The organism is Auraticoccus monumenti (genome assembly GCF_900101785.1).
Taxonomy (GTDB): Bacteria; Actinomycetota; Actinomycetes; order Propionibacteriales; family Propionibacteriaceae; genus Auraticoccus; species Auraticoccus monumenti.
In genome coordinates this window covers 4,375,725-4,402,099 of sequence record NZ_LT629688.1, presented here as the reverse complement: position 1 = coordinate 4,402,099, position 26,375 = coordinate 4,375,725, and the positions used below count along the sequence as shown (strand labels likewise).

At 73.0% G+C, this 26,375-nt stretch carries 26 protein-coding genes and 3 tRNA genes; 10 read left to right on the top strand and 19 right to left on the bottom strand.

What is annotated here, in order from left to right; translation table 11 throughout:
• Positions 1–22: 22 nt before the first annotated feature.
• From BLT52_RS20375 to BLT52_RS20365, 3 genes are all read left to right on the top strand, one after another.
• Complete coding sequence (locus tag BLT52_RS20375; protein ID WP_231946418.1) at positions 23–1,105, top strand: carbohydrate ABC transporter permease; 1,083 nt, start codon at positions 23–25, stop codon at positions 1,103–1,105.
• A gap of 176 nt (positions 1,106–1,281) precedes the next feature.
• Positions 1,282–2,046 carry a carbohydrate ABC transporter permease gene (locus BLT52_RS20370; protein ID WP_197679428.1) on the top strand — a complete coding sequence of 255 codons (765 nt, stop codon included), beginning with the start codon at positions 1,282–1,284 and terminating at the stop codon, positions 2,044–2,046.
• A gap of 101 nt (positions 2,047–2,147) precedes the next feature.
• A complete protein-coding gene (locus BLT52_RS20365) occupies positions 2,148–3,377 on the top strand; it encodes a DUF418 domain-containing protein (protein WP_090596049.1) in 1,230 nt (409 codons plus the stop codon).
• A 369-nt stretch (positions 3,378–3,746) separates the two neighbouring features.
• Here the strand turns inward: BLT52_RS20365 and BLT52_RS20360 are convergent.
• The 18 genes from BLT52_RS20360 to BLT52_RS20275 all read right to left on the bottom strand — a co-directional run bounded on the left by BLT52_RS20360 (position 3,747) and on the right by BLT52_RS20275 (position 19,455).
• Positions 3,747–3,819, bottom strand: a tRNA-Lys gene (locus BLT52_RS20360).
• Between the two features lie 55 nt (positions 3,820–3,874).
• On the bottom strand, positions 3,875–4,741 hold the full coding sequence (locus tag BLT52_RS20355; protein WP_090596047.1) for an aldo/keto reductase: 867 nt from the start codon (positions 4,739–4,741) through the stop codon (positions 3,875–3,877).
• Positions 4,742–5,159: 418 nt separating this feature from the next.
• Positions 5,160–5,891 carry a type 1 glutamine amidotransferase gene (locus tag BLT52_RS20350; protein WP_090596046.1) on the bottom strand — a complete coding sequence of 244 codons (732 nt, stop codon included), beginning with the start codon at positions 5,889–5,891 and terminating at the stop codon, positions 5,160–5,162.
• Positions 5,891–7,204: a MurT ligase domain-containing protein gene (locus BLT52_RS20345; protein ID WP_090596044.1), complete on the bottom strand. Its 1,314-nt coding sequence runs from the start codon at positions 7,202–7,204 to the stop codon at positions 5,891–5,893. The genes BLT52_RS20350 and BLT52_RS20345 overlap by 1 nt, the downstream gene beginning before the upstream one ends.
• Before the next feature lie 53 nt (positions 7,205–7,257).
• Positions 7,258–8,241: a D-2-hydroxyacid dehydrogenase gene (locus BLT52_RS20340; protein WP_090596042.1), complete on the bottom strand. Its 984-nt coding sequence runs from the start codon at positions 8,239–8,241 to the stop codon at positions 7,258–7,260.
• Positions 8,234–8,662: a RidA family protein gene (locus BLT52_RS20335; RefSeq protein WP_157677272.1), complete on the bottom strand. Its 429-nt coding sequence runs from the start codon at positions 8,660–8,662 to the stop codon at positions 8,234–8,236. Before BLT52_RS20335 ends, BLT52_RS20340 begins: the two co-directional genes overlap by 8 nt.
• A complete protein-coding gene (locus tag BLT52_RS20330) occupies positions 8,659–9,807 on the bottom strand; it encodes a M24 family metallopeptidase (protein WP_090596039.1) in 1,149 nt (382 codons plus the stop codon). The genes BLT52_RS20335 and BLT52_RS20330 overlap by 4 nt, the downstream gene beginning before the upstream one ends.
• A complete protein-coding gene (locus tag BLT52_RS20325; protein ID WP_090596037.1) occupies positions 9,804–10,619 on the bottom strand; it encodes a carbon-nitrogen hydrolase family protein in 816 nt (271 codons plus the stop codon). Before BLT52_RS20325 ends, BLT52_RS20330 begins: the two co-directional genes overlap by 4 nt.
• Positions 10,616–11,827: a M20 family metallopeptidase gene (locus tag BLT52_RS20320; RefSeq protein WP_090596036.1), complete on the bottom strand. Its 1,212-nt coding sequence runs from the start codon at positions 11,825–11,827 to the stop codon at positions 10,616–10,618. The genes BLT52_RS20325 and BLT52_RS20320 overlap by 4 nt, the downstream gene beginning before the upstream one ends.
• A complete protein-coding gene (locus BLT52_RS20315) occupies positions 11,824–12,924 on the bottom strand; it encodes a mandelate racemase/muconate lactonizing enzyme family protein (RefSeq protein WP_090596034.1) in 1,101 nt (366 codons plus the stop codon). The genes BLT52_RS20320 and BLT52_RS20315 overlap by 4 nt, the downstream gene beginning before the upstream one ends.
• On the bottom strand, positions 12,921–14,132 hold the full coding sequence (locus BLT52_RS20310; RefSeq protein WP_090596033.1) for an aminotransferase class I/II-fold pyridoxal phosphate-dependent enzyme: 1,212 nt from the start codon (positions 14,130–14,132) through the stop codon (positions 12,921–12,923). The genes BLT52_RS20315 and BLT52_RS20310 overlap by 4 nt, the downstream gene beginning before the upstream one ends.
• Before the next feature lie 69 nt (positions 14,133–14,201).
• Entirely contained in the window at positions 14,202–14,873 is a 672-nt protein-coding gene (locus BLT52_RS20305; protein WP_090596031.1) for a GntR family transcriptional regulator, read from the bottom strand.
• Positions 14,870–15,607 carry an amino acid ABC transporter ATP-binding protein gene (locus BLT52_RS20300; RefSeq protein WP_269457577.1) on the bottom strand — a complete coding sequence of 246 codons (738 nt, stop codon included), beginning with the start codon at positions 15,605–15,607 and terminating at the stop codon, positions 14,870–14,872. The genes BLT52_RS20305 and BLT52_RS20300 overlap by 4 nt, the downstream gene beginning before the upstream one ends.
• A complete protein-coding gene (locus tag BLT52_RS20295; RefSeq protein WP_231946417.1) occupies positions 15,604–16,320 on the bottom strand; it encodes an amino acid ABC transporter permease in 717 nt (238 codons plus the stop codon). The genes BLT52_RS20300 and BLT52_RS20295 overlap by 4 nt, the downstream gene beginning before the upstream one ends.
• Positions 16,313–17,191, bottom strand: a complete 879-nt coding sequence (locus BLT52_RS20290) for an ABC transporter substrate-binding protein (RefSeq protein ID WP_231946416.1) — start codon at positions 17,189–17,191, stop codon at positions 16,313–16,315. The genes BLT52_RS20295 and BLT52_RS20290 overlap by 8 nt, the downstream gene beginning before the upstream one ends.
• Before the next feature lie 216 nt (positions 17,192–17,407).
• Positions 17,408–17,480, bottom strand: a tRNA-His gene (locus BLT52_RS20285).
• 70 nt (positions 17,481–17,550) lie between these two features.
• A complete protein-coding gene (gene orn / locus BLT52_RS20280) occupies positions 17,551–18,246 on the bottom strand; it encodes an oligoribonuclease (RefSeq protein ID WP_090596027.1) in 696 nt (231 codons plus the stop codon).
• Between the two features lie 9 nt (positions 18,247–18,255).
• Positions 18,256–19,455, bottom strand: a complete 1,200-nt coding sequence (locus BLT52_RS20275) for an MFS transporter (protein WP_090597207.1) — start codon at positions 19,453–19,455, stop codon at positions 18,256–18,258.
• 118 nt (positions 19,456–19,573) lie between these two features.
• Here BLT52_RS20275 and BLT52_RS20270 point away from each other — a divergent pair, with 118 nt between their 5' ends.
• The 7 genes from BLT52_RS20270 to BLT52_RS20240 all read left to right on the top strand — a co-directional run bounded on the left by BLT52_RS20270 (position 19,574) and on the right by BLT52_RS20240 (position 25,724).
• Positions 19,574–19,909 (top strand): ankyrin repeat domain-containing protein, encoded by a 336-nt coding sequence (locus tag BLT52_RS20270; RefSeq protein ID WP_090596025.1) that lies wholly within the window; start codon positions 19,574–19,576, stop codon positions 19,907–19,909.
• Positions 19,906–20,136: an RNA-binding S4 domain-containing protein gene (locus BLT52_RS20265; protein ID WP_090596024.1), complete on the top strand. Its 231-nt coding sequence runs from the start codon at positions 19,906–19,908 to the stop codon at positions 20,134–20,136. The genes BLT52_RS20270 and BLT52_RS20265 overlap by 4 nt, the downstream gene beginning before the upstream one ends.
• 46 nt (positions 20,137–20,182) lie before the next feature.
• Positions 20,183–20,491 carry a DUF1330 domain-containing protein gene (locus tag BLT52_RS20260; RefSeq protein ID WP_090596022.1) on the top strand — a complete coding sequence of 103 codons (309 nt, stop codon included), beginning with the start codon at positions 20,183–20,185 and terminating at the stop codon, positions 20,489–20,491.
• Between the two features lie 21 nt (positions 20,492–20,512).
• Positions 20,513–20,586 (top strand) — tRNA-Arg (locus BLT52_RS20255).
• Between the two features lie 97 nt (positions 20,587–20,683).
• Positions 20,684–22,120: a PrsW family intramembrane metalloprotease gene (locus BLT52_RS20250; RefSeq protein WP_090596021.1), complete on the top strand. Its 1,437-nt coding sequence runs from the start codon at positions 20,684–20,686 to the stop codon at positions 22,118–22,120.
• Positions 22,121–22,182: 62 nt separating this feature from the next.
• Positions 22,183–24,081 (top strand): GTPase domain-containing protein, encoded by a 1,899-nt coding sequence (locus tag BLT52_RS20245; RefSeq protein WP_197679126.1) that lies wholly within the window; start codon positions 22,183–22,185, stop codon positions 24,079–24,081.
• The gene (locus BLT52_RS20240) at positions 24,078–25,724 is read left to right on the top strand and encodes a GTP-binding protein (RefSeq protein WP_090596019.1); all 1,647 of its coding nucleotides are present in this window, start codon (positions 24,078–24,080) and stop codon (positions 25,722–25,724) included. The genes BLT52_RS20245 and BLT52_RS20240 overlap by 4 nt, the downstream gene beginning before the upstream one ends.
• Positions 25,725–25,797: 73 nt before the next feature.
• Here BLT52_RS20240 and BLT52_RS20235 read toward each other — a convergent pair whose 3' ends face one another.
• Entirely contained in the window at positions 25,798–26,244 is a 447-nt protein-coding gene (locus BLT52_RS20235; RefSeq protein ID WP_157677270.1) for a single-stranded DNA-binding protein, read from the bottom strand.
• Positions 26,245–26,375: the final 131 nt, after the last annotated feature.

Genomic DNA, 26,375 nt, shown 5'->3' with positions numbered 1-26,375 from the left:
GGATGAACGAGAGGAGGTTCCAGTGGCCACCGCCATCGAACCGGCGCGAGCAGCTCCGCCGGGCACCAAACGCAAGGCCAACCCGCTCAGCGACGGGCAGGGGCGGCTCGCCGCCATGCTGCTGTCACCCACCATGATCGTGCTCGTCGTCGTGGTGGGCGTCCCCATCCTGCTGGCCATCCGGGAGGCGTTCTTCCAGCGCAACACCGGCATCGACCCGCAGACCGGCCTCGTCGCCGGGGGTGAGAGGTTCGTCGGTCTCGACAACTTCACCTCGGTCTTCGCCGGCATGAACGACGTCACCGCCAACTACGGCGTGATGGACCGCTTCTTCAACGCCTTCATCAACACCACGCTCTTCACCGTCTTCTGCGTGGCCATCGAGACCGTGCTCGGGGTGGCGATGGCGCTCATCATGGCCAAGGCGTTCAAGGGGCGTGGCATCGTCCGCGCCGGGATCCTGGTCCCGTGGGCCATCCCCACCATCGTCTCGGCCCTGATGTGGAAGCTGATCTTCGACGAGGCCGGCGTGATGAACCGGATCATCGGCACCCAGGTGCTGTGGCTGGCTGACAACCCGGCCTCGTTCTGGGCGGTCGTGCTGGCCGACGTCTGGAAGACGGCCCCCTTCATCGGCCTGCTGACGCTGGCCGGGCTCCAGACGATCCCCGCCGAGGTGTACGAGGCGGCCAAGGTCGACGGGGCCAGCGCCTGGCGGACCTTCACCCGGATCACGCTGCCGATGGTGAAGCCGACCCTGGTGGTGGCGGTGCTCTTCCGCACCCTCGACACCATGCGGATGTTCGATCTGCCCTTCGGCATGATCGGCCTGGGCAAGTACTCTGTCGAGACGCTGTCGATGTTCGCCTACGTCGAGGCCAACGCGGTCCGCTACGGGCCGGCCGCGGCGTACTCGATCGTGCTGTTCCTCTACATCGTGCTGGTGGCCTACCTCTTCGTGAAGCTGCTCGGGGCCGACGTGATCGGTGACGAGGAGCTCAAGGCCGTGCAGGAGGGCCGCAAGCGGCGGAAGGCCGCGGCCAAGGCCGGCGGTCGTCCCGCGGGCGACACCCGCACCTCGATCACCTCCGGAGGCATGCCGTGAGCACCACCACCGCCCGCACCGACCTGGACGACGTCCCGGGGCAGCACACCACCACGGCCGAGGAGATCGCCCAGCTCAACAAGCCCAAGCGCAGCGGCAAGGCGCTGGCCGGCAGGATCGCGGCCTACGTCGGGATGGCCGTGATCGTCATCTACTGCCTGCTGCCCTTCTACTGGATGATCGTCTCCTCGCTGCGGATCCCGACCGAGGGCCGCAGCACCGAGTTCCTCCCCAGCCCGGCCTCGGTCGAGAACTACATCGGGGTCTTCAGCGGCAACAACAACTTCCTCCGCTCGCTGGTCAACTCGGTCATCGTCTCGGGGGTCACGACGCTGCTCACCCTGGCGTTCGGCATCATCGCGGCCTACTCGCTGGCCCGGCTGCGGTTCCGGTTCAAGGGCATCGTGCTGGCGGTCATCATCGCCACCTCGATGTTCCCCGGCATCACGCTGATCATCCCGCTGCTCAAGATGTTCACCGCCAGCTACAGCTGGTTCCCGTTCGACTGGATGAACACCTACCAGGCGCTCGTCCTGCCCAGCCTGTCGTTCGCGATGCCGCTGTGCGTGTGGAACCTGACGGCCTTCTTCCGCCAGCTCCCGGTGGAGCTGGAGCAGGCGGCCATGGTGGACGGCTGCACACCGGGTCAGGCGTTCCGGCGGATCATCCTGCCGCTGGCCGCCCCCGGTGTGTTCACCACGGCGATCATCACGTTCATCGCGGTGTGGAACGAGTTCATCATCGCGCTGACCTTCGCCCGCAGCTCGGACATGCAGACCGCCACCGTGGCGATCAGCAAGTTCACCGGCACGACCGGTTTCGACACCCCCTACGGCACCATCATGGCCGCGGGCGTCATCGTCACCGTCCCGCTGCTGATCGCGGTGCTGATCTTCCAGCGTCGGATCGTGGCCGGTCTGACCGCCGGTGGCGTGAAGTAGCACGCAACCGACCGCACGACCGAGGGCCCCCGGGACATCCCGGGGGCCCTCTCGTGGTCCTCCCCGATCCCGGCGGCCGGGGAGGCTGCCAGCATCGGGGCATGAGCTCTGCAGCGGTCGTGGTCCCACCGGCCCGGGAGGCTGGTGGGCGCAGCCTGGCGCCCGACCTCGCCCGCGGGGTGATGCTGCTGCTGATCGCGCTGGCCAACACTCCCTGGTACCTCTACGGCTCACCCACCGGGATCGCCTCGGTGCACCCGACCGACGGCACCCTGCTCGACCGGGCGGTCCAGGCGGTGGTGATCATCGCCGTGGACAGCCGGGTCTACCCGATGTTCGCCTTCCTCTTCGGCTACGGCATCGTGCAGAGCCACCGCAGCCAGCTCGCGGCCGGTGCCGACGAGCGGGCGGTGCGCCGGGTGCTGCGCCGGCGTCACCTGTGGATGCTGCTCTTCGGGGCCCTGCACGCCGCGCTGCTCTGGGAGGGCGACATCCTCGGCGCCTACGGCCTGGCGGGGCTCGTGCTGGTGGCGGCGTTCCTGCGCCGGCGGGACGAGACGCTGGCGGTGTGGGCGCTGGTGCTCACCTCGATCCTGGTGGTGGGGATGCTCTTCGCCGTCTCCTCGGCGGTGTTCCTGGTGGCGGCCGAGGTGCCGATGCCGCCGGGGCAGAGCTTCCTGGCCTCGGTGACCGCGATCAACGGGATCGAGAGCTGGCCGGACTCGGTGCTGCCCCGGCTCACCTTCTGGCCGCTGCTGGTGCTCGGGCAGGGCCTGCTCGGGCTGGTCGTGCCGGTGGCCGTCCTCACCGCCTTCTGGGCCGCGCGGCGCCGGGTGCTGGAGGAGCCGGGCCGGCACCGTCGGCTGCTCACCCGGGTCGCGGTCGTCGGTCTCGCCGTGGCCTGGTCCGAGGGCGTCGTGCACGCCCTGCAGCACCTGGGTGTCCTCGGCGTCCCGGACACGGTCGCCTGGGTGTTCCCCGTGACCCAGGCCGTCACGGGTCTGTTCGGCGGGCTGGGTTACGTGGCGGTGTTCGGGCTGGTCGCCGACCGGCTGTCGTCGCGGACCTCCGGCCCCGGCCCCGTCTCCGGGGCACTCACCGCGGTCGGCAAGCGCTCCCTGTCCTGCTACCTCGCGCAGTCCGTGGTCTGCGCGCCGCTGCTGGCGGCTTGGGGGCTCGGTCTGGGGGCGCACCTGGGCAGCGCCGCCACCGCCCTGCTCGCGGTCGGGGTGTGGCTGCTGTCTGTCGCCGGTGCGGTCGCCCTGGAGCGGGCCGGACGTCGTGGTCCGGCCGAGACGGTCCTCCGCCGGCTCAGCAGGGGCCGTCGCTGAGGTGTGACCCAGGCCCCCTCTGACCGGCGTCGGCCCGGCGGGTCGGCGCGCCGGTGCTGTCGGGTGCGGGCGGATCGTCGGACGCGGCGTCCTGGAGGCGACAACTCGACCGCACTCCCTCGGCTGCGGGCGGTCTCACGCGCCGATCGCGCGTGGGGCGGTGCGTGGGGAGCGGTCGGCGAGTGCGGCCGGATCGTCGTGGTCTCGGCTCCCGGGCCGACGTCATGACCGCACTGGTCCTCGCGACGGCGGTGCCGGGGCCCTGTGGGGGAGTGCCGCGTGTCTGTCGGGGAGCCGCTCGCCCGGGGTGGGAGGAGCCGAGACGCCAGACGCCCCGGCCGGGGAACCGGCCGGGGCGTCTGTCCGGAGTACACCGCCAGGGACTTGAACCCTGAACCCGCTGATTAAGAGTCAGCTGCTCTGCCAGTTGAGCTAGCGGTGCGCGCGAGAGCACACACTACCTCAGCGGCCCGGCGGAGGAAAATCGGAACCGGAGGTCAGGCGGAGAGCCGCGCGAGCTCGTCCTCGCTGAGCTGCAGGTCCGCCGCGGCGGCGCTGTCCACGATGGACTCCGGCCGGCTCGAGCCGGGGATGGGGATGACGTGCTCGCCCTGGGCCAGCTCCCAGGCCAGCACGACCTGCTGGGGGCTGACGCCGTGCGCCTGGGCCACCTCGCCGAAGACGGAGTAGCGTCCGCCGATGTCGGAGGCCTGGCCGGCCCCACCCAGCGGGCTCCAGGGCAGGAAGGCGATGCCGTGCCGGCCGCAGAGCTCGAGCTCGTCCTGAGAGCTGCGGAAGCGGGGGGAGTACTCGTTCTGGACGCTGGCCAGACCGCCCTCGCCGAGCACCTCCAGCGCCACCTCGATCTCCTCCACGTTGGCGTTGGAGATGCCGACGGCCTTGATCTTGCCCTCGGCCCTGAGGTCGGCGAACACCTGGACGACATCGCCGTAGACCTTCCAGCGGTCGGGGCGGTGCCACTGGTACAGGTCGATGGTCTCCACCCCGAGCCGACGCAGGGACCTCTCCACCGCACCGCGCAGGTACTCCGCGGAGCCGTCCCGGCCCCAGGTCCCGCCCTCGCCGCGGGTGATCCCGCCCTTGGTCCCCACCACGACCGAGTCGCGGTCACCGCCCCAGCTGCTCAGCGCCCGGGCCACGACCTCCTCGTTGTGACCCATCGCGTCCCAGCTGGGGGCGTAGATGTCGGCGGTGTCGATGAAGGTGATCCCGGCGTCCAGGGCCGCGTGGATCGTGCGGTCGGCCTGGCCCTGGTCGGGCAGCGGCTTCTCGCTCATGGAGAGCTGCATGGCCCCGAGGCCGATCGCGGAGACGGTGAAGGGTCCGAGCGTGCGTGTCTGCATGTCGTCAATCTAAGGGGGTCTGCGGGTCTCTTCGGCCTGGGTGCCGGCGGCGGTCCGGGGGTGGGTGTCCCGCCCGGGGAGCCTCGTCCTCGTTCCTCGGACGAGTTCCCAACGCCCGCCACACCCGAACACCCACCCCCGGACCGCCACCTTCGGGTCGCGACTCTCACGCGACCTCAGCTCGTGGTGTCGGGTGGTGGACACGCACGCTCGGCCCCGATGCCGTCGATCCGGCTCCCGGGGCGACCTCGGCTGACGGCTGGTCCGCCGTCACCGACCTCTCGTCACAGCCAACCGGCGAGCTGGGGTGCTGGACCGTGGATCCGCCACGAGGTGGCTCTCAGGCCGTAGCTGTGCGCTGACTCCCAGGAGGCGGTCCACCGATCCTCGGCTCGTCGACTGCCGACCGGGTCCTCGGTCAGCGGGTGCTGCGGACGGCGGCCAGACGCTGGCGGCGGAGCTCGGTGATCTCGGGGTGGTCCAGGGGCTCCAGCTCGCGGCCACCGAGACCGACCGAGATGACGTGGTCGGCCAGGGCGGGGTTGCGGGCCAGCAGGGGGCCGTGGGGGTAGAGCCCGATCACCGAGCCGCTGACCGCGCCGTCGGTGCCGTCGCCGTTGCCGATGCCGTGCTCGACGGTGCAGAAGGGCTCGGCGTCGCGGCCGCGGGCGGTCCAGCCGCCGTGGTTCTCGAACCCGGTGATCTGGCGGGCCTCGCCGTCGGCGCCGGACCAGGTGCCGAGCAGCTCACCGACCGCGCGCTTCGGGCCGCGGGTGGTGGTCACGTCCAGCAGACCGAGACCGTCGATCAGGTCGTCGTTCTCCCCGACGGTGAAGGTCCGGCCCAGGATCTGGTAGCCGGCGCAGACCCCGAGGACGGCCGCACCACGGTCGGCGGCCCGGTTCAGCGCGCCGTCGGCGCGCAGCAGCCGGACGGCGGAGATCTGGGCGGCGTCCTCACCGCCGCCGATCAGGTACACCTGCGCGTCGTCGGGGACGGGGTCCCCCGGCTCGACCACGGTCAGCACGGGGTCGAAGCCGCGCCACTGCAGCCGCTTCATCACCACCGTGGCGTTGCCGCGGTCGCCGTAGATGCCCAGCAGCGACTGGTAGACCAGCGCGACGTGGACCCGCTCGGGCGTGCTGCTCATCAGACGCCTCCCATCCGGCGCAGTCGTTGGAACGGGGTGTAGGTGGCGATGACGTCCACCGGCTCGGGGTGGCCCTCGAGGGCACGGGCCAGGTCCTGCTCGACCCGGTGCTCGACCTCGGCGTAGCGGAGCCGGACGGCCAGGTCGACCGCCCGCGGTCCGGTGCAGACGACCGTCCGCCCGCGCAGCTGCTCGTACTCCACGTCCCACAGCCAGGACACGTCGCGACCGTCGGCGGCGGCGGAGTCGATGGCCAGCACGACGGTGGAGGTGTCGGCCAGCGGCAGCGCCTCGGCCCAGCCGGCGGGGTTCTTGGCCAGCAGCAGCCGGGCCGTGGTGGTGCCGAACCGGGCGGTGGCGAAGCGTCCGGCCGGCGACGTCACCGTGTTCATCCCGGCCAGGGCGTCCTCGGTGGAGACGCCGAGCAGCCGGGCCGCGGCCAGGGCGTGGGCGGCGTTGCCGACGTTGAAGGCCCCGGGGATCTGCAGCGCGGGGGACCAGCGGGTGCCGTCGGCGTCGATGATCTGGCCGTCGCGGACCCGCAGGTCCGCCTTGGGCTCGGCCAGGTCGCAGCCGGTGCAGCTCCAGTCCCCGCCCTCGCCGGTCTCCGGGTCGGGCTGGGTGCGGGCCAGCCCGGCGCCGCACTGCGGGCAGAGCGAGGCGTCCTGCTGCCAGGTGCTGGCGGTGTCGACCCAGACCACCTCGCGGGCGGTCTGCGCCGCCCAGACGATCAGCGGCTCCTCGGCGTTGGCGACCACCACCGGCCCGTCCTCGCCGGCGGCCTCGAGGGCGGTGCGCCAGGAGCGTCCCAGCGCCTTGATCTCGTGGTGGCGGTCCAGCTGGTCGCGGCTGAAGTTGAGCAGCACCAGCACCTCCGGGCGCCCCAGCCGGACCAGGTCGGCGACGACCCGCTCGTCGGTCTCCAGCACGGCGACGTCGGCGCGCGGGGACTGGCTGAGGGCCGAGGCGAGACCGTGGTGCAGGTTCGCGCCGTCGGCGTTGGTGACCAGCCGGTGGGCCCGCTCGCCCAGACCCTGCCTGACCGCCGCCGCGAGCAGGTGCGTGGTGGTGGTCTTGCCGTTAGTGCCCGAGACGGCGGTGGTCCGGCGGCCCTGCAGCAGGGTGGACAAGGCCTCGGGGTCCAGGCGGAGGAGGACCTGTCCCCGGATCGACGCGCCGCTACCCCGCCCACTCAGCCGGGACGCGGTGGCGGCCGCCCCTCCGGCCAGCCGGGCCAGCCCGGAGCGCAGCCGGCGGACCGGGCTCCGGGACGCCGCCGGGGCGGCCGGGCGCTGCAGGGTCTGCGTGGTCATGTGACTAGTGTGCCCGCCATCGACCACCTCCCCACGTCTACGACACCCACGGGTTACCCGCCCGGTGGGGCCGTCCGTGCTGCCGGGACGAAACCGAGTTCGGGGTCGACGACGGGGTGCAGCGTCTCCCCGGCCACCCACCGCGCGCACAGCCGGCGGAACTGGGCAACCAGGTCGGCCCGCCAGCTCCCGGTCCGCGACGAGGTGTGCGGGGAGACCAGTACCTGCGGCAGGTCCCACAACGGGTCCTGCGGGGGCAGCGGCTCCACCTGGAAGGTGTCCAGCGCAGCCCCGGCCAGGTGCCCCGACAGCAGCGCGTCGGTCAGCGCGGTCTGGTCCACCGTGCGACCGCGGCCCACGTTGACCAGGAAGGACCCCGGGCGCATCCGGGCGATCACCTGACGCGACACCAGCCCCTCGGTCTGCGCGGTCAGCGGCGCCGCCACCACCACCACGTCCGCCTCGCCGACCGCCTCGGAGAGCTCGTCCACACCGAGGACCTGTCCGTGCTCGGGGTCGCTCCGGGCGGTGCGGGCCAGCAGACGGCAGTTCATGCCGACCGCGCCCAGCAGCCGTGCACAGGCCCGCCCGACGCCCCCCGCGCCCACCACCAGCACCGTCCGCCCGGCCAGGTCGGTGGTCTCGCGCGTCCGCCACCGCCGGCCCGCCTGGTCCTGCCAGGTGGTGGGGAGGTCCTTGAGGTGGGCGCTGACGCAGGCCAGCACGTACTCGGCGATGCGGCGGTCGAAGACGCCGTGGGCGTTGGTGACCACCACCCCGGAGGCGGCGAGCTCGGGGGTGACCAGACGGTCCACCCCGGCGGCGGCCACGTGCACCCAGGTGAGCCGGGGGGCGCGGGCCACCAGGTCGACCGCGGCGTCGGAGAAGAAGTCCCAGAGGAACAGCGCCTGCGTGCTCGGCAGCGCCGCCGGCAGGCCGTCGGCGTCCACCACCACCAGGTCGACCAGGTCCTGCAGGAATTCCAGCCCCTGCACCGCGACGTCGCCCTGCAGCACGGTGACCTGCGGTCTAGCCACCAGAGCCCTCGCCGACGGCGGCCAGCACCAGCGACACCTCGACCGGGGACCCGCCGGGGAGACCGGACACCCCCAGGGCCGCGCGAACCGGCAGGGAGCCGGTCGCCGCCGCCACCACGTCGGAGGCCCCGTCGGCCACGGCGGACAGCGGCAGGTCGAAGCGGCTGGTGCTGACGTAGACCGTCATCGACAGCGGCACCAGCCGTTCGGAACCGCTCAGGCAGGTCGCAGCGGCGTCGAGGGCCCGCCGCGCCGCTACCCCGGCCAGTCGTGCCCCCTCCTCCAGACCGACCGTGGTCCCCACCTGCCCGGTCGCCAGCAGCGTGTCGCCCTCGCGAGGGGTCATCCCGGCCACGAAGACCTGCTCGCCGTGCCGGAGCGCCACCTGGTACGCCCCGGCCGGCCGCGGCCTCGAGGTCACGCCTGCAGCCCCGGCTCGGTGACGTCGCAGCGGGTCAGCACCTCAGGCTCCCCCTCGGTGACCAGGACGGTGGCGGAGAAGCCCTGCCCGCCCACCCCCGCGCGTCGCAGCGTGGGGACCACGTGGACCACCATGCCGGGCTGGAACTCGCGGTGCTCGGTCTCCTGCAGCGACAGGATGTGCCCCTCGCCCCAGTCGGGGGCGAAGGCTATCCCGACGGAGTACCCGCTGCGCTTGCGGTAGGTGTCCAGCAGCCCGAAGGAGTCCACCGTGGCCCGGCACCGGGCGTGTGTCTCGGCGGGGGTGTGGCCCGGACGGACGAGGGCCACGGTGGCGTCGCGAGCCTGGCGGCAGGCCTCGGCCAGCGCAGCGGTCTCGGGGTCGAGCTCCCCGGTCCACACCGTGTGCATCAGCGGGGCGTGGTAGCGACCGCTGGAGGCGGCCATCTCCAGCAGCACGCCCTCGCCCGGCTGGATGACCCGGTCCGACCAGGAGGCGTGGATGTTGCCGGCGCGGGGCCCGGAGGCCACGAACGGCTCCATGCCCACGTACTCCGACCCTTCCTGGATCATCGTGGCGAAGGCCACTGCGGCGACGTCGCGCTCCCGGGCCCCGGGCACGGCGGCCAGCGCCGCCGCCCGCACCCCGGCGTTGGTGATGGCGGCTGAGGCCCGCAGCCGCTCGACCTCTGCTGGTGACTTCACCAGCCGCAGCTGGGCGACCAGCTGGTCGATGCCCACCACCTCCGTCGCACCCAGCAGGGCCACCAGACGGGAGTGGTTCTCGGGCACGAAGAACCACGAGCGCGACTCCAGACCCACCCGCGAGCTGGCACCGCGGGAGCGGACCACGTCGGCGGTCCGCTGCAGCGGGTCCTCGGTGTCGGCGAACCCGTGGATGTCGTCCAGGTAGGTCGTGTCCTCCCCGTTGACCACCTCGGTCTCCCTCATCAGCAGGGTCGGCTCGCCCTCGGCGGGCACCACCAGGCACTGGTAGGTGTAGTAGCCCGGCGTCTGGTGGCCGGTCAGCCAGCAGATGTTCTCCGGCGTGTTGACCACGGCGACGTCCAGGGACTGCTGCTGCAGCTCCTGCTGGAAGCGGTGGAGTCGCGAGCTCTGCTCCTCGCGGCTGAAGACGGGGGTCATGACGGGTTCCTTCCGACGGTGCTGGGGCGGTAGTGGGGCTGGAGGTCCTGCAGGTAGGGCAGCTCGTCCCGGGCGGCGCGGCAGGCCTCCGGGTCGACGTCTCCCACGACGACGGTGGGGGTGTCCCCGGCGACCACGCTGCGGCGGCCCCACGGGTCGATGAGCTGGCTGCGGCCGAAGAACGTCGCGCCACCCTGCTCGCCGACGGCGTTGACCACGGCGACGTGCACACCGGACTCCAGCGCCCGGGACGGGTGGTAGATGGTGTGGCGCCGCTCCTCCTCACCGACGGCGAAGGCCGAGGCGAAGAGCAGCAGGTGGGCGTCGCGGGCCAGCGAGCGGCAGTACTCGGGGAAGGCCGCGTCGTAGCAGATGCCCAACCCGATCCGCAGCCCGGCGTGCTCGAGCACCACCGGCCCAGGCCCTGGCACGAACACCCGCCGCTCCTCGGCCCACAGGTGGACCTTGGCGTGGACGACGTCGACGTCGCCGTCCGGGTTGACGCGGAGCAGCGCGTTGAGGGTGCCGTCGGGGCCCGCTACCGCCGCCCCCACAAGAGCGGTGGTGGCCGCCCTGCGGACGGCCTCGCGGACCGGGTCCAGGCGGGGGTCGTCGGGCCCCTGCAGGACAGTCGGCAGGTCACCGCGGAGGATCAGGTCGGTGCGGTATCCGCCGATCACCAGCTCGCTGGTGGCGACCAGCTCTGCACCCTGGTCGCCCGCACGAGCCACCGCGTCGGCCACGGCGGCGACGGAGCCCTCGACGGCGTCCTCGGTCGGGGGCGGACCGCACTGGGCCAGGGCGAGCCTCATCGGGCACCCCCGAGGTAGCTCTCGATGATGGCCCGGTGGACGACCACCGCCCGGTACAGCTGCTCGACGGGCACGTGCTCGTCGATGGCGTGCATCACCTCCAGGGTCCCGGGGCCGACGATCACGGTCGGGACGCCGGCTGAGCGGAAGGTCGTCATGTCGCAGTTGACCACCAGTCCGCCCAGGTCGGTGCGCTCCCCGGCGGCGGCCATCCCGGCCACCGCGGCGGCCACGAAGGGGTCTGTCCGCGGGGTCTCCGAGGGACCTCCGGTGCTCGGGGCGCACTCCACGATGGTGGCGCTCAGCCGGCCGTGGGCGGCGTTGAACCGGTCGAGCACCACCTGCACCTCGGCCAGCGCGCCGCCGTCGTCCTCTCCAGGGACCAGCCGGCGGTCGAGGGTGAGGCGGCAGCGTTCGGGCACCGCGTTCGGCGCCTCACCGCCGCTGACCAGCACGGTGGTCATGGTGGGTCCGCCGGTCAGCGCGTGATCGCGCTCGAGCAGCCCGGCAGCCAACCGGCGGAGCTCCACGACCAGCTCGGCGGCGCCCTCGATCGCGTTGGCGCCCAGGTGCGGGGTGGCGGCGTGCGCCGGGACGCCCCGGACCTCGATCACCGGGCGCACCGATCCCTTGTGCGCCGACAGCAGCTGCAGTCCGGTCGGCTCACCCACCACGCAGGCGTCCGGTCGCAGCGAGGAGATCAGGTGCCGGGCGCCGGTGCTGCCGCCCTCCTCGTCACCGACGGCGGTGAACACCACTGTGCCGGCCAGCGGTGCAGCGGAGTCCACCAGTCCCAGCAGGGCGACGGCCATCGCCGCCAGACTGCCCTTGGCGTCGGCGCTGCCCCGCCCGTGCAGCCGTCCGTCGGCGACCACGGGGGTGAAGGGGGCATGGCGCCAGCCGTCGCCGGCGGGGACCACGTCGATGTGGGAGTTGAGCATCAGGGTGGGTCCGGGGCCGAACGGAACGCGGACCACGAGGTTGGCGTGGCCGTCGCGGTAGCGGTCGATCTCCGGTGCCAGCCCCCGGCTGGCGAAGAGGTCGGCGAGCACGGCCAGCGCCCCGGCCTCGTCGCCGCCCGGGTTGGTGCTGTCCACGGCGACCAGGGAGCTGGTCAGCGCGACCACGTCCAGGTCGGCCGCGCCGAGGGGAGGCACGGTCAGAGGGCTGTCGGTCCGGGGTACGTCGCGGGTGTTCTGGTCGGTCATCGTGGCAGGGCTCCTGACGGTGGTGTGGTGAGGGTGACGACGACGCCCAGCCCCGGCCCCTGCGGGACCAAGACCGAGCCCTCGAGCAGGATGAGGGGGCCGGCGACGTCGTCGGTCGGGTCGACGTCGGCGCAGCCCCAGAGCTCGGCCTCCTCGATGCCGAGGCCGGCCGCGAGCGACGTGGTGGCCGCGCAGCCCAGTCGGCCCTGGTCCATCTGCCCCAGTGCGACGTGCAAACCGGCGGACCTGGCCACGGCCACGGCGGTGCGCAGGCGGGCGACGGTGCCGGTCTTCTCCAGCTTGAGGTGGACTCCCTGCACCGCGTCGGCGGCGGCCAGGACCGCGACGTCGTCAGCGTCCCGGACCGACTCGTCGGCCCGGACCGGGACGTCGCTGCTCGCGCTCACCCGGGCGAGGTCTGCCACTCCGCGCACCGGCTGCTCGAGCCAGCGGACCCCCAGCGGGGCCAGCCGGCCGGACGCCTGCACCGCCTGGGCGAGGTCCCAGCCGGCGTTGGCGTCGGTGAGCAGCTCCACCCCGTCCCCGGCCGCGGCGCGGACCGCAGCCACCCTGGCGATGTCGTGGTCCACGTCCGGCCCGCCGACGCGCACCTTGATCCGGCCGAAGCCGTCGGTCACCGCCTCGCGGGCGCGCAACCCGGCCTCCCCGACGGTGCCGAAGGGGACCTGGGCGTGGGTGGCCAGCCGGCTGGTGGGTGGACCTCCCAGCAGCAGGTGCAGGGCGCGGCCGCCGGCTCGCGCGGCCGCGTCGTGGGCGGCGACGTCAAGAGCCATCGCCGCCAACCGGGAGCAGGGCAACAGATCGGTGGTGCCCTGCTCCACCGTCCGGTCCAGCAACGGGGTTCTGGTCAGGGCGGTGAGCACGGTGCCCGTGTCCTCCCCGGTGGCGTAGCGCCCGTTGGTGCGCACCTCCGCCCAGCCGGCGACGTCGTCGAAGTCGGCGCGGACGATCAGCGCCTCCAGGATGTCGGTGGTCACCGAGGCGTGGGTGAGCGAGCGGCGCAGGGGGTGGTGGAGCGACCACCAGCTCAGCCCGCGCAGGAGCAGGGAGCCGACCGCGGTGGACGCGCCGCTCACCGGAGCGGGTACCGGGCGACCACGTCCAGCACCCGGTCCAGCGCAGCAGACCACTCCTGCTCGTCCTGGGCGAAGCACAGCCGCAGGTGTCTCAGGCCGCGCAGCCCGAACTGGTAGCCGGGGTTCACCACGACGCCGGCATCCCGCTTCAGCCTTAGCGAGATCTCCCGGTCGCTGACGTCGACCAGCAGCTCGGGGAACACGTAGGAGCTCCCGCCCGAGGGACGCACCCGCATCACACCGGAGGCGTTGATGCGCTCCACGGTGGTGTCGCGCAGCGCCTGGTACTCCACCACCCGCAGCCGCAGGTAGTCCTGGTCGTCGGCCAGCCAGCGGGCGAGCAGGTGCTGGGCGTAGGAGGGGGCACGCAGCGCGGTGCAGGACTGCACGTCCTCCATCCGGGCCACCATGGAGGAAGGGGCCAGCCCCACGCCCAGCCGGTAGCCCGACAGCGACTCGGTCTTGGACGGGCCCAGCAGCGTGATGGTCCGCTCCGCCATCCCCGGCAAGTTGGCCAGGTGCGTGAAGGTGCGCCCGTCGTAGACCAGGCGGCAGTACAGCTGGTCGGCGAGCACCCAGAAGTCGTGCTCGACGGCCAGCTCGGCGATCTGCAGCAGCGTGGAGTCCTGGTAGACCGCTCCGGTGGGGTTGTTCGGGTGGGAGAACACCATCAGCCGGGGGCCACGGGCTGCAGCCTCGGCCAGCGCCTGCGGGTCCAGCACGGGGCGGTCCTCGCCGTCGGAGAAGACCATCGGGATCCGGACCACCTCGGCGCCGAGGTAACGGATCATCCGCTCGGTCGACAGGTAGTCGGGATCGGGGAGCAGCACGAGGTCGCCCGGCTCCAGCACCGAGGCCAGGGCCACGAACAGCGCGCCCTGCGTGCCCGGCGTGAGGATGGGCTCGACGCCGTCGCCGCTGGGCAGCCCCAGCACCTCACGGATGTTCCGGGAGACGAGTTCGCGCACGCTGGTGTCACCGCGGTAGGGGGTGTAGGTCATCCCCGCCCCGGTCGCCGCCGCCACGAACGTCTCCACCGCCCACTCCGGGGGCGGGAAGCGGTGGGTGTTGGCGTAAGTGGCGTCGAGCAGACGATCCGGACCCGGACCGTTCTCCAGCTCGCGCTCGGCTTCTCTCACGGACAGTCCGATGTGCTGGTTCAGCTCGGGCAGGTCGAGTCGCGCCAGGGCGGCGGGCAGGTGGGACACGGTTCTCCTTGCGTCAGGGTCTTCCGGGCGGGGGGGTGGGTGGGGGCGGCAGGTGAGGTCAAACGGTCGTCAGAGCAGGGTGCGCAGCACCCGGATGCCGTCGGTCACGTGGCGCTCGGTCAGGTCGGCGACCCGGTCCGGGTCCCCGGCGACGAAGGCGTCGAAGATGGCCCGGTGCTGGCTCACGGACTCCTGCAGCCGGCTCGGCTGCTTGAGGTAAAGGTGGATGTAGCGCTCGCTCAGCAGCCGTAGCCGCTGGAAGGCCGCGAAGGTGGCGGCCATCTGTGCGGTCTCGTACATCGCGAAGTGGAAGTTGCGGTCGTCGTGGCGTGAGTCCTCGTGGCGGCCGCTGGTGGTGTGCTCGGCCTGCACCTCCAGCACCGCACGCACCCGCTCGACGTCGCCCGGCCCGGCACGCAGGGTGGCGGTGGTGGCCAGCAGCACCTCCAGCACCGTCCGCCCGGCGTAGACGTCCTCGGCGTCGGCCAGGGACATCGTGGCCACCAGCAGGCTGCGGTGTGGCCGATCGACCACCAGTCCCTCCGAGGCCAGCCGGGAGAGCGCGTGCCGCAACGGGATGCGGCTCACCCCCAGCTCATCGGCGAGGGTGGCCTCGTCCAGCTTCTGCCCCTCGCGCAGGTGGCCCTCGACGATCCACTCGCGCAGCTGCGCGTAGGCCCAGTCCTGCTTGCGCCAGGTGGGCGAGTGCTGGGGCTCGCCCAGCCCGGTGAAGGGGCTCATTCGTCCTCCTCGCGCAGGAAGGCGCGGGCGCGGTCGCTCTGGGGGGCGGAGAAGAACTGGGCGGTGGGGGCGTCCTCCAGGATGCGGCCCTCGTCCATGAAGATGACGCGGTCCGCGCTCTGCCGGGCGAAGGACATCTCGTGGGTCACGACCGCGACGGTCATGCCCAGTTCGATGACCTGCTTCATCACCCGCAGCACCTCCCTGGTGTGCTCGGGGTCGAGGGAGCTGGTGGGCTCGTCGAAAAGCATCAGCGTGGGTTCCATGGCCAGGGCCCGCGCGATGGCCACGCGTTGCTGCTGGCCGCCGGAGAGCTCGTGGGGGAAGTACCCGCGACGGTTGCCCAGGCCGACCATGTCCAGCAGCTCCTCGGCCTTGCGGCGAACCTCCGGCAGGGGGACCTTCTTCACCCGTCGTGGAGCCAGCACCACGTTGTCCAGCACGCTGAGGTGGGGGAACAGGTTGAACTGCTGGAAGACCATGCCGACGGCGCCGCGGAGCTGGCGGTGGGTGCCCTCGGTGGTCACGAAGGTCTCCCCCTGGAACACCACGGAACCGGCCTGCAGCTCCTCCAGCCCGGCCATGCACCGGAGTGCGGTGGACTTGCCGGCCCCCGACGGGCCGACCAGGACGACGCACTCGCCGCGGTGGATCCGCAGGCTGACCTCGGAGAGCACCGTGGTCGAGGCGTAGCTCTTGGTGATGCCCTGGGTCTCGATCAAGATCTCGTTCACCGACGTCCTCCCTCTAAGACGAGCGCCCGCGTCTCCTGCCGCTGGCGGCGCTGCGACTTGCGCGACACGTCCATCTTGACCTCGACGGCGTGGACGAGCAGGGTGCACAGCGTGGTGAGCAGCAGGTAGTGGATCGCCGCGGCGAGCAGAGCGTCGACGTAGTCGAAGTTGCCGGCGGCGGTGCGCTGGGCTACCAGCAGCAGGTCCTGGACCGCCACCACCGAGGCCAGCGCCGACGTCTTCAGCATGCCGATGAGCTGGTTGCCCGTCGGCGGCAGCACGAGCCTCACCATCTGCGGCAGCACGACGTGCAGCATGGTCTGGACGCGGCTCAGGCCGAGCATGTGCGAGGCGGTGCGCTGGCCCCGGTCCACTCCCATCAGACCGCCGCGGATGACCTCGGCCATGTAGGCGGCCTCGTTCAGGCTCAGAGCGATGATCGCGCAGGTGAAGGAGTCGAAGCGCAGCCCGACCAGGGGTAGGACGTTGAACACGAAGATGAGCTGGAGCAGGACCGGCGTGCCGCGGAAGAGCCACACGTACACCGCCACCAGCGCCCGCAGGACGCGGAAGCGGGAGCTTGCTCCCAGTGCGAGCAGCAACCCGCCGAGTATGCCCAGCGTCATCGACAGCACAGTCAGGGCGACGGTGACGAGTGCGGCTCTCAGGAACGCGACCGAGATGACGTACTCCAGCAGCTGCACCTCAGTCACCCGACTCCGTGGCGGCAGGCTCGGGAGTGAAGAGGGCGGACTCGGGCGGCAGGTTGTAACGCGCGATCAGCTCCTCGTACGTGCCGTCGGCGACGAGCTGCTCCAGGCCCGCCTCGATCGCGGCCCGGGTCTCGGTGTCGCCCTTGCGCACCGCGACGCCGATCTCGGTACCCAGCGCGAAGGTGCCGGCGATGTCGAAGGCCTCGCCGCGCTCGGTGAGGGTGAAGGCCGCGCCGGGGGTGGAGGTGTCGAACCCGTCGGCACGCCCGGATGTGACGGCCAGCAGGGCGTCCTGGTTCGTGGGCAGCGCCATGATCGTCATCGGTTCCAGGCCCTTGGCCTCGAGCTCGGTGTTGAAGTCCTCCATGTAGGTCTCGCCGATGGCGCCACGGGTGACGGCGATGGTGCGACCGGAGAGGTCATCGGGGATGTCGGCGATGCCCATCGGGTTTCCCTTGGCGACGAGCATCGCCTCGCCGACCACGAGGTAGGGGATGAAGTCCACCTGCTCGGCACGCTCCTCGTTGATGTACATGGCCGAGTTGATGATGTCGACGCGCCCTCCGCCGAGGGCGGGGATCAGCCCGTCGAAGTCGATGTCGAGAGGAGAGGTCTGCAGCCCCATGTAACCGGCGAGGCTCTCGGCCATGTCGATATCGAAGCCGGCCAGGTCGGCGCCGTCCTTGTACTCGAAGGGCGGGAAGCTGGCGGCGACCCCGTAGGTCAGCTCGCCGGGCTCGATCAGCGTGCTGGGCGGCGTCACTGTGACAGGGGTGGTGGGTGCCTCGGGCTCGGTGGAGCAGGCGCCGGCGGCGACGAGAACCGCGGCCGCCATGAGCAGGGCGCCGGGACGTCGAACTGTCCTCTTCATCGGTGGTTCCTTCGTGGCTCGGTGTGCGGTGGCGACGTCGCTGTGCTCCTACGGATATCTTGTATACAAGATACGAGCGAGCGCCACGGCGGGGAAGAGGGAGGGAACTCCGTTAACGGGACTGTTACGAACCGCTGTGCGGCGTCGTCCGGGCGCTGTGCGCGGGTGGACGTGCAACTGGCCCCGCCGGACGAACCGACGGGGCCAGATCTGCGGGGTGAGTGACGGGACTTGAACCCGCGACCCCCTGGACCACAACCAAGTGCTCTGCCAACTGAGCTACACCCACCATGGTCAGCTCGGACGCACCGTGCCTGACGCGGGGAGCAGTCTAACCAGAACCGGGGCCGGGGAGGAAATCAGCTCGTGCCGCCTCCGGGCGCCCGGTTCTCGGCGGTGGCTCCAGCCGGTGCACCGGTCGGGGTGCCGGGGACGTCCTTGGCCACGACGAGGCCGGTCAGCGACCCGGCGTGGCGGGAGGCGATCTGGCGGCAGGTCCTGCTGTCCGGTCCCGGGGGTGCGACGAAGAGGGCCTCGCGGTAGTAGCGCATCTCCTCGATGGACTCCTGGATGTCGGCCAGCGCCCGGTGGTTCCCGCCCTTCTCGGGGCTGTGGTAGTAGACCTTGGGGAACCAGCGCCGGGCCAGCTCCTTGAAGGAGGAGACGTCGACGTTGCGGTAGTGGACGTGGGCCTCCAGCGTCGGCATCTGCCGCAGCAGGAAGGCCCGGTCGGTGCCGATGGTGTTGCCGGCCAGCGGGGCCTTGCGGGGCTCGGGGACGAACTGGCGGATGTGGTCCAGCACCAGCTGCTCGGCCTCGGCCAGCTCGACCCCGTGCTCGAGCTCGGCCAGCAGCCCCGAGCTGGTGTGCATCCGGCGGACGAAGTCGCCCATCTGCTCGAGGGCGGCCGCGGGGGGCTTGATCACCACGTCGACGCCCTCACCGAGCACGTTCAGCTCGCCGTCGGTGACCAGCGCCGCGACCTCGACCAGGACGTCGTCCTCCAGGTCGAGGCCGGTCATCTCGCAGTCGATCCACACCAGGTTTTGACTCACCGGGACACCCTAAGGGGCGCGCCGCGTGCGGGGCAGCCAACGGACCAGCCAGCCGATGCCCACCAGGGCGACCGCACCGACGGTGACCGAGGCCAGGCCGAGGGTGGCCACGGCGGTGACGGCGGTGATGATCAGCGGTCCGACCGCGGTCCCGGTGTCGGCCATCAGCCGCCACCCGGCGAGGAACTGGGAACGGCCGACCGCCGGCGAGGCGTCCGCGCCCAGGGTCATCACCACCCCGGAGCTGATGCCGTTGCCCAGCCCCATCATGAAGGCGACCAGGGCGATGGTGAGGGCGGAGGAGGTGAGCGGGAGCAGCACCATCCCGAGCCCCAGCACCGCGACCGCCGGCACCGCCACCCAGAAGCGCCCGAACCGGTCCATCACCCAGCCGCCGGGGTAGAACATCAGCATGTCCAGGGCGCTGGAGAGCCCGAAGATGACGCTGGTGGTGGCCGGCGAGACGCCCTGGGACTCCGCCCACAGCGGGATGATGGACTGCCGGGTGGCCCGGGCCATCATGATCAGCAGCACCCCGACCCCGACCGTGCCCAGCACCCGCCGGTGGGCCCAGAGCACCCCGGCGAGGGTGACCCGCCGGGGCGGCCCGGACGTCGGACCGCGCGCCTCCGGCAGGTCCGGGAGGTCGGGCAGGGCCAGGGTGGCCAGGGCGGCCAGACCGCTCATCACCGCGGCGAAGGCGTAGGCCGCCGAGAGGTCCCAGACCGAGATCAGCGCCGCCCCCACCAGCGGCCCGACGAAGAAGCCGATCCGGTGGCTGCCACCGAGGCTGGACAGCGCCCGGGCGCGGTAGGCCCGAGGGACGGCCACGGTGAAGTAGGACTGCCGGGCCAGACCGAGGATCGAGCTGGCGGTGCCGCAGGCGAGCACGGCGAGCCCGAGCACCAGCAGCGACGGGGCGAAGCAGGCCACCAGCAGCGCCACCGCCTCCAGCACGCAGGCCAGCAGCAGGGCCCGCTTCTCCCCGATCCTGGCCGCCAGCACCCCCGCGGGGAGGTCGCCGGCGAGCTGGCCGATACCGAGCAGGGCCACCACGAAGGCGGCCAGCCCGACGCTGGCCCCGAGGTCGCGGGCGGTGAGGGCGATCAGCGGGGTGACCGCCCCGAGCCCGGCGGAGGCGAGCACGGTCGGCCCGTAGGCGGTGAGCAGGAAGACCGGTGTCGGGCGCCAGCGCTCAGCGGTGGCCACGGTGGCCCTCCCGTCGGCCACCGGCGAGGAGGCACGCGTCGGTCGGGCGGGGGGTCACCGGCGTCAGTGTAGGGCTGACCTCCTGTCCGCCGACGGGCCCGAGGGCTACCGTGGGGCGGTGACCACTCCTCCCCAGCCCGACGACGCCGCCCAGCCCGAGGACGCTCCCGAGCCCGGTCCCGGCCCGCTCAGCGAGGACGAGGCCGAGGAGCTGGTCCGGCTGGCCCAGCTGTGCCTGGAGATGGCCCGCCAGGGCGACACCGAGGGTCTCGCCACCTACGTCGACGCCGGTGTGCCGGTCGACCTGACCGACGCCGACGGCAGCACGCTGATCATGATCGCCGCCGAGTTCGGGCACGCCGCCACGGTGGCGGCGCTGGCCGAGCGCGGCGCCGACGTGAGCCGGCTCGACGAGCACGGCCGGGCCCTGCTCGCCTGGGGTGGTCAGGGGTGAGCGAGCCGTTGGTGGTGCCCGTCGCCGAGGGCGGGATCCGGCTCGGGCAGTTCCTCAAGCTGGCCGACCTGATCGAGTCCGGCGCGGAGGCCAAGGGCTTCGTCGCCGAGGGGCTGGTGCTGGTGAACGGGGAGATCGAGACCCGTCGGGGGCGTCAGCTGGTGGTGGGTGACCTGGTCGAGGTGACCGGGGTCGGGTCGCAGCAGCGCAGCGCCCGCGTCGGCTGAGCCGGACGACCGCCGCGCGCCGTGACAGGTGTGCCAGAGTTCGACCATGACTGCCAAGGGATACCTGCTCGTCCGCCGCACCGTCGTGGACCCCGAGCTGGCCAAGGAGTACCTGGAGGTCGCCGCCGTGGCGCTGGCCGAGGCCGGTGGCCGCTTCCTGGCCCGGGGAGCCGCAGCCACCGTGCTCGAGGGGGACCCGCAGCCCGAGGGTGCCGGCTGGACCCTGATCGAGTTCGACAGCGTGCAGGCGGCGGAGGAGTACTACCGCTCCGAGGCCTACGCCTACCCCCGCGAGCTGGCCTCCCGGGCCTTCGACCGGTTCTTCCTGATGGTGGAGGGCGTTCCCGTATCCTGAGCCGCGGGTCGCCGGACCCGAGCCCCCGTAGCTCAGTGGATCAGAGCAGGAGCCTTCTAATCTCTTGGTCGCAGGTTCGAGTCCTGCCGGGGGCGCTCACGCGGCACCGGTGGGGCCGGTCCACCCGGCCGCCGACACCGGGGACGTCCTCGGCGGACGGCCTGGGCCTGCGGCCCTTGTACGCTGACGGGCATGTCGGTGGAGGCCCAGGAACGTCGTGCGCGTCGGCGCTCCGGAGTGCCGGTGGTCCGGACCGGGGACCCGGCCCGGCGCCTGCTGACCGACCCGGTCCTCTGGCTCACCGTGGCCCTGCTGGTGGTGTGCGCGCTGTGCGCGGTGGCCCTCTGGTTCCAGGTGGTGCCCGACCGCGAGGTCCCCGGCGGCACCCTGATCGGTCTGGGCACCGACGCGATCCCCAAGGTGAGCCTGTTCGCCGCCTACAGCCTGGTGCCCATCTCCCTGCTCTACTTCTGGGCCGACCGCTGGCGCCCGGTCTTCGTCTGGACCCGGATCGGGCTCTGGGTGGCCGCGCTCGCCTGGGGTGCCTTCGTCTCGACGTTCCTCTCCGCCCAGCTCAACACCTGGGCCGCCAGCCGCCTGGCCATCGAGGGGGACGGGGACCCGGCCTCGGGGGCGCGGGCGGCGGTCTTCGTGGCGCCGTTCGTGGAGGAGTCCACGAAGGCCACGATCCTGTTCTTCATCGCGATCCTGCTGCGCTACCGCTTCGTCAACCGGCTCTCGGGGATCGTGCTCGCGGGGCTGGCCGGGGCAGGGTTCGCCTTCACCGAGAACATCCTCTACTACGGACGCGCCTACCGGTACGCGGCGCAGACCTTCGGTCAGCAGGACCCTGACGAGGTCCTGCGGCAGATCTTCTTCCTGCGTGGCGTGATGACGCCCTTCGCCCACCCGCTGTTCACCATGTGCACCGGCATCGGCCTGGCGGTGGCCCTGCGCGCCAAGAGCAAGCTGTTCCGGGTGCTGGCCCCGCTGATCGGGTTCCTGGCGGCCGCCCTGCTGCACATGGCCTTCAACGCCTCCTCGACGCTGTTCCAGGGCACCACGCTGCTGCTGCTCTGGGGCGTCGCGCTGATGCTGGTGGGGACCGCGATCGGCTTCATCATCCGCCAGCTCCTCCACGAGGGTCGCAGCGTGCGCGCCCGGCTGGAGGACTACGTCCGGTCCGGCTGGCTGGAGACCAGCGACGCCGAGGCCGCCAGCCGGCTCCGGACCCGGATGCGGGCGCTGTGGCACGCGCTGTGGCGGGGCCCCTCCACCTTCTGGTCCACCATCGTCTACCAGGTCTCGCTGACCGAGCTGGCCTACCTGCGCGACAGCCAGACCCGCGGTCTGGTGGACCGGTCCGGGACCGGGCGCGAGCACGAGCTCCTCGCCACCGTGACCGCACGCCGTCCGCACGCGGTGGTGCTGCCCGACGGCCGGGCCCCGTACCCCCGGCTGCGGCGGCGCAAGGCCGTCCAGCAGTGGGCGCCGCCGGCCTACCCGGGCCCCTCCGGTCTCGGTGGCAGCTGGCCCGCGCCCCCTGGTGCGACGGCCAGCCAGCCGCTCGGTCAGACGGCCACCCAGTACTCCGAGGTCGACCCCTCCTGGGCGCCGCCGAAGAGCTGAGCCACCCCGGGTGACAGGATCGGAGCCCCCGGTCCCAGCCGGGGGTGACGAGGGGAGTGCTGGTGTCCGGGAGCCTGTCGACGGCGCTGGTCGAGCTGCGTGACGCGCTCGCGCCGGTGCGGTTGCCCCTGCCGCTGCCCCAGGTGGAGCACCACCGGCGGTCGGTGCGGACGGCCGTGGACCAGCTCGACGACTACGTGCTGCCGCGGCTGGACGCCCTCCAGGCCCCGGTGCTGGCGGTGGTCGGCGGTTCCACCGGAGCCGGGAAGTCGACCCTGGTCAGCTCCCTGGTGGGTCGGGTGGTCAGCGCGCCCGGCGTGATCCGCCCCACCACGCGCTCACCGGTGCTGGTGCACCACCCCGATGACGCCGAGTGGTTCACCAGCGACCGGATCCTCCCCGGGCTGGCCCGCACCACCGGGCCGACCACCGGCCACACGTCGCTGCAGCTGGTGGCCGAGCCGTCGCTGCCGAAGGGACTCGCGCTGCTCGACGCCCCCGACATCGACTCGGTGGTGGAGCAGAACCGCCTGCTGGCCGCCCAGCTGCTCGCCGCGGCGGACCTGTGGCTCTTCGCCACCTCAGCGGCGCGGTACGCCGACGCGGTGCCCTGGGACTACCTGAACGCGGCTGCCCGGCGGGGTGCGGCGGTGGCGGTCGTGCTGGGCCGCGTCCCCCCGGCCGCGATGCGCGACGTGCCCCCGCACCTCGGTCAGATGATGAGCGAGCGCGGGCTGGCCGAGTCACCGCTGTTCGCCGTCCCGGAGACCACCACCGACACCGACGGCCTGCTCCCGGAGTCGGCCATCTCACCGATCCGCGGCTGGCTGTCCGAGCTGGCCGGCGACGAGCGGCGCCGCACCGCGGTGGTGCGCCAGACCCTGGCCGGGGCGGTGGCCCAGCTGGTCCGGGCGGCCCCGCAGGTGGCCGAGGCCGTCGACGACCAGGTGGCCAACGTCGTGCAGCTGCGCGACGAGGCCGACCACGCCTACGCCGAGGCGGTGCGCAGCGTCTCGGTGCAGTCCGCCGACGGCACCCTGCTGCGCGGGGAGGTGCTGGCCCGCTGGCACGACTTCGTCGGCACCGGTGAGTTCTTCCGCGCGATGGAGCGGCGGATCGGGTGGCTGCGGGACAAGGCCGTGGCCATGATCACGGGCAAGCCGCTGGCCGAGCCGGTGAAGGTGGCGGTCGAGTCCGGTCTGGAGGCCCTGGTCCGCGAGGAGGGTGAGGCCGCCGCCGAACGGGCGGAGGCGTCCTGGCAGGCCCACACCGCCGGACGGGCGCTGCTGCAGCGCTCGACCGAGGACCTGCGCCGCCCCTCACCGGAGTTCCCCGCCGCGGTGGCCCGGACCATCCGGGACTGGCAGGGCGACGTGCTGGAGCTGGTGGCGGACGAGGGGATGGCCAAACGGTCCCAGGCGCGCTTCCTGGCCCTCGGCGTCAACGGGGTCGGGGTGGCGCTGATGATCGTGGTCTTCTCCCAGACCGGCGGTCTGGTCGGGGCGGAGATCGGCGTGGCCGGGGGGACGGCGCTGCTCGCCCAGCGGGTGCTGGAGGCCGTCTTCGGTGACGACGCGGTCCGCCGGCTGGCCGAGCGGGCCAAGGAGCTGCTGGACGACGGGGTCGAGGTCGTCCTCTCCGCCGAGCTGGCGCGCTACCACCGGGCCCTGGCCGCGGAGCAGGTCGAGCCCGAGCAGGCCGAGCGGATCTGGCGGGCGGTCGCCTCGGTCCGCGCGGCGATGGGCGACCTGGACGAGGGGTCCGCAGCCCTGGAGAGCGGCCGACGCGACCTGCCCGTCGCCGAGGAGCCCGCCGCACTGGACCGGGGCACCAGCGGGACCCCCCAGCTGACCCGGCGCGTCGGGGGTGAGCGCGAGCCGCTGGTGCAGCCCGCCGCGCCCGGGGAGCACCTCGGGATGGCGCAGCCGCGCCCGCGGACGGACCGCGAGGGTGGGCGGTGAGCGCACGGGAGGCCGTCCGGGGCCGGGCCGCCAGGGACCTGCCCGCACGGCTGGAGCAGCTCGCCGAGGGGGCCCGGCTGAGCCAGGGCCGGGCCGACCCCGGGCTGGTCCGTGCCGCCGAGGACGTCGTCCGCCGCGCCGAGCGACGTCTGGCCGTCTCCGGGGACCACACCGTGGTGGCCCTGGCCGGGGCCACCGGGTCCGGCAAGTCCACCCTGTTCAACGCCCTGGCCGGGCAGGAGCTCTCCACGCCCGGGATGCGGCGCCCCACGACGTCGGAGGCGATGGCCGTCACCTGGGGGAGCGAGTCGACCGACGACCTGCTGAACCTGCTGGAGGTGCGCCGCCGGCACGCGCTGCACGAGGACCGCGCCCGCCGCGGCCTGGTCCTGCTCGACCTGCCCGACCACGACTCGACCGAGGTCGCCCACCGCGTGGAGGCGCACCGGCTGGTGCAGCTGGTGGACCTGATGGTCTGGGTGGTGGACCCGCAGAAGTACGCCGACGCCGCCCTGCACGAGCAGTTCCTGGTGCCGATGTCCGAGCACGCCGGCGTGATGGTCGTCGTGCTCAACCAGATCGACCGCCTCTCCCGGCCCCAGGCCGACGAGTGCCTGCGCGACCTGGAGCGGCTGCTGGCGTCGGAGGGTCTCGGGCAGGTGCCCGTGCTCGGGGTGTCGGCGGTCACCGGGTTGGGCGTCCCCTCGCTGGAGAAGCTGCTGGCCGCGCGGGTCCGGGAGAAGGCCGTGGCCGCCCAGCGGCTGGGGGTCGACGTGGCAGCCGCCGCCCGCGGGCTGCTCGGGGCCACCGGTGACGCCGGCGGGACCGGTGTGGCGCGCGCCGACCGGCAGCGCCTGGTGGACTCCCTGTCCGCCGCGGCCCAGGTGCCCGAGGTGACCCGCGCGGTCGACCAGGCCTGGCGGCTGCGCGGCGGCATGGCCACCGGCTGGCCGGCCCTGGCCTGGCTGGGTCGCTTCCGCCCCGACCCGCTGCGGCGGCTGCACCTGGACCGGCTCGCCGGTCTCGGCCGACGCGAGCGCGCCGCCCGCGAGCTCGAACCCGCCCGCGTCAGCCGCACCTCGCTGACCCCGGTCGGCGGGGCCTCCCGGGCGCGCGTCGACGGCGCGCTGCGACAGGTCGCCGACTCCGCCGCCGCCGGCATGTCGCGCGGCTGGGCCGACCGGGTCCGGGCCGCCACCCTGCAGCACCAGGGCGACCTGCCCGACCACCTGGACCGGGCCGTCGCCACCACCGACCTGCAGATGGACCGCGCCCGGCACTGGTGGCGCGCCGTCCGGGTCCTGCAGTGGGTCCTGCTGGCTGCCGCCGTGGCCGGGCTGCTCTGGTTCGGCATCGACCTGGTGCTCGCCTACCTCCGGCTGCCGCTGCTGCCGGAGGTGCTGTGGTGGCGCTTCCAGGCCCCCACCTGGCTGCTGCTCGGCGGCGTCGCCGCCGGGCTGCTGCTGGCGGGGATCAGCCGGATCGGGGTCGTCCTCGGGGCCGGCCGCGCGGGCGCGAGGGCTCGGCGGGCCCTGGTGAGGGCCGTGGAGAAGGTCGCCCAGGACGACGTGCTGGCCGCCGTGGAGACCGAGCTGGACCGGCACGCCCGGGCCCGCACGGCGCTGGAGCGCGCCGCCGGCTGAGACGGCCCGAGGCGCGGACCCCCCCGCCCGCGCGCCCCGGGAGCCGTCCCCGGCACCCACCACCCCGCCCGGCTCAGCCCGCCACGGCGGCGGCCGGCTCCGGCTCCTGCTCGACCGACAGGATCAGCTCCCGGTAGGCCTCGTCGGTCTCGTCCTCGACGACCGGGCGCTCGGACCGCCGGAAGGTGCTGGTGCCACGGGTCAGGTCGGGCCCGACCGTGGTGGCCTCCAGCACGAGGCGCTCGCGCCGCTCCCCGTGCTCGTCCTCCCAGGAGCTGAGGCGGAGCCGGCCGTTCACCAGCACCGGGTCGCCCTTGGACACCGACGACGCCACGTTCTCGGCCAGACCGCGGAAGCAGGTGACGGTGAGCCAGATCGTCTCGGCGTCCCCCCACTCACCACCGCGTCGCTGCCGGGGCGTGCACGCCACCCGGAAGCTGGCGGTGGGCCAGCCTCCCCGGGTGACCTTCGTCTCGACCTCGGTGCCGACGTTGCCGCTCAGCTCCAGCACTGCGTCCATGCTCGTTCCTCTCCTCGGGTCGCGACCGGTGCCGCGGGACCTGCCCAGACCATGGCGTCGGAGCACCCGTCCCGGTCGCCGCCGGCACGGGCCTGTGGACAGGGCTCCTGAGGCGGCCCGGCCTGTGGACA

Coding starts and splice junctions, on each gene's coding strand:
- BLT52_RS20370 (WP_197679428.1), top strand. CDS start 1,282: ATGATCGTCTCCTCGCTGCGGATCCCGACCGAGGGCCGCAGCACCGAG.
- BLT52_RS20365 (WP_090596049.1), top strand. CDS start 2,148: ATGAGCTCTGCAGCGGTCGTGGTCCCACCGGCCCGGGAGGCTGGTGGG.
- BLT52_RS20355 (WP_090596047.1), bottom strand. CDS start 4,741: ATGCAGACACGCACGCTCGGACCCTTCACCGTCTCCGCGATCGGCCTC.
- BLT52_RS20350 (WP_090596046.1), bottom strand. CDS start 5,891: ATGAGCAGCACGCCCGAGCGGGTCCACGTCGCGCTGGTCTACCAGTCG.
- BLT52_RS20345 (WP_090596044.1), bottom strand. CDS start 7,204: ATGACCACGCAGACCCTGCAGCGCCCGGCCGCCCCGGCGGCGTCCCGG.
- BLT52_RS20330 (WP_090596039.1), bottom strand. CDS start 9,807: ATGACCCCCGTCTTCAGCCGCGAGGAGCAGAGCTCGCGACTCCACCGC.
- BLT52_RS20325 (WP_090596037.1), bottom strand. CDS start 10,619: ATGAGGCTCGCCCTGGCCCAGTGCGGTCCGCCCCCGACCGAGGACGCC.
- BLT52_RS20320 (WP_090596036.1), bottom strand. CDS start 11,827: ATGACCGACCAGAACACCCGCGACGTACCCCGGACCGACAGCCCTCTG.
- BLT52_RS20305 (WP_090596031.1), bottom strand. CDS start 14,873: ATGAGCCCCTTCACCGGGCTGGGCGAGCCCCAGCACTCGCCCACCTGG.
- BLT52_RS20290 (WP_231946416.1), bottom strand. CDS start 17,191: ATGAAGAGGACAGTTCGACGTCCCGGCGCCCTGCTCATGGCGGCCGCG.
- BLT52_RS20260 (WP_090596022.1), top strand. CDS start 20,183: ATGACTGCCAAGGGATACCTGCTCGTCCGCCGCACCGTCGTGGACCCC.
- BLT52_RS20250 (WP_090596021.1), top strand. CDS start 20,684: ATGTCGGTGGAGGCCCAGGAACGTCGTGCGCGTCGGCGCTCCGGAGTG.
- BLT52_RS20235 (WP_157677270.1), bottom strand. CDS start 26,244: ATGGACGCAGTGCTGGAGCTGAGCGGCAACGTCGGCACCGAGGTCGAG.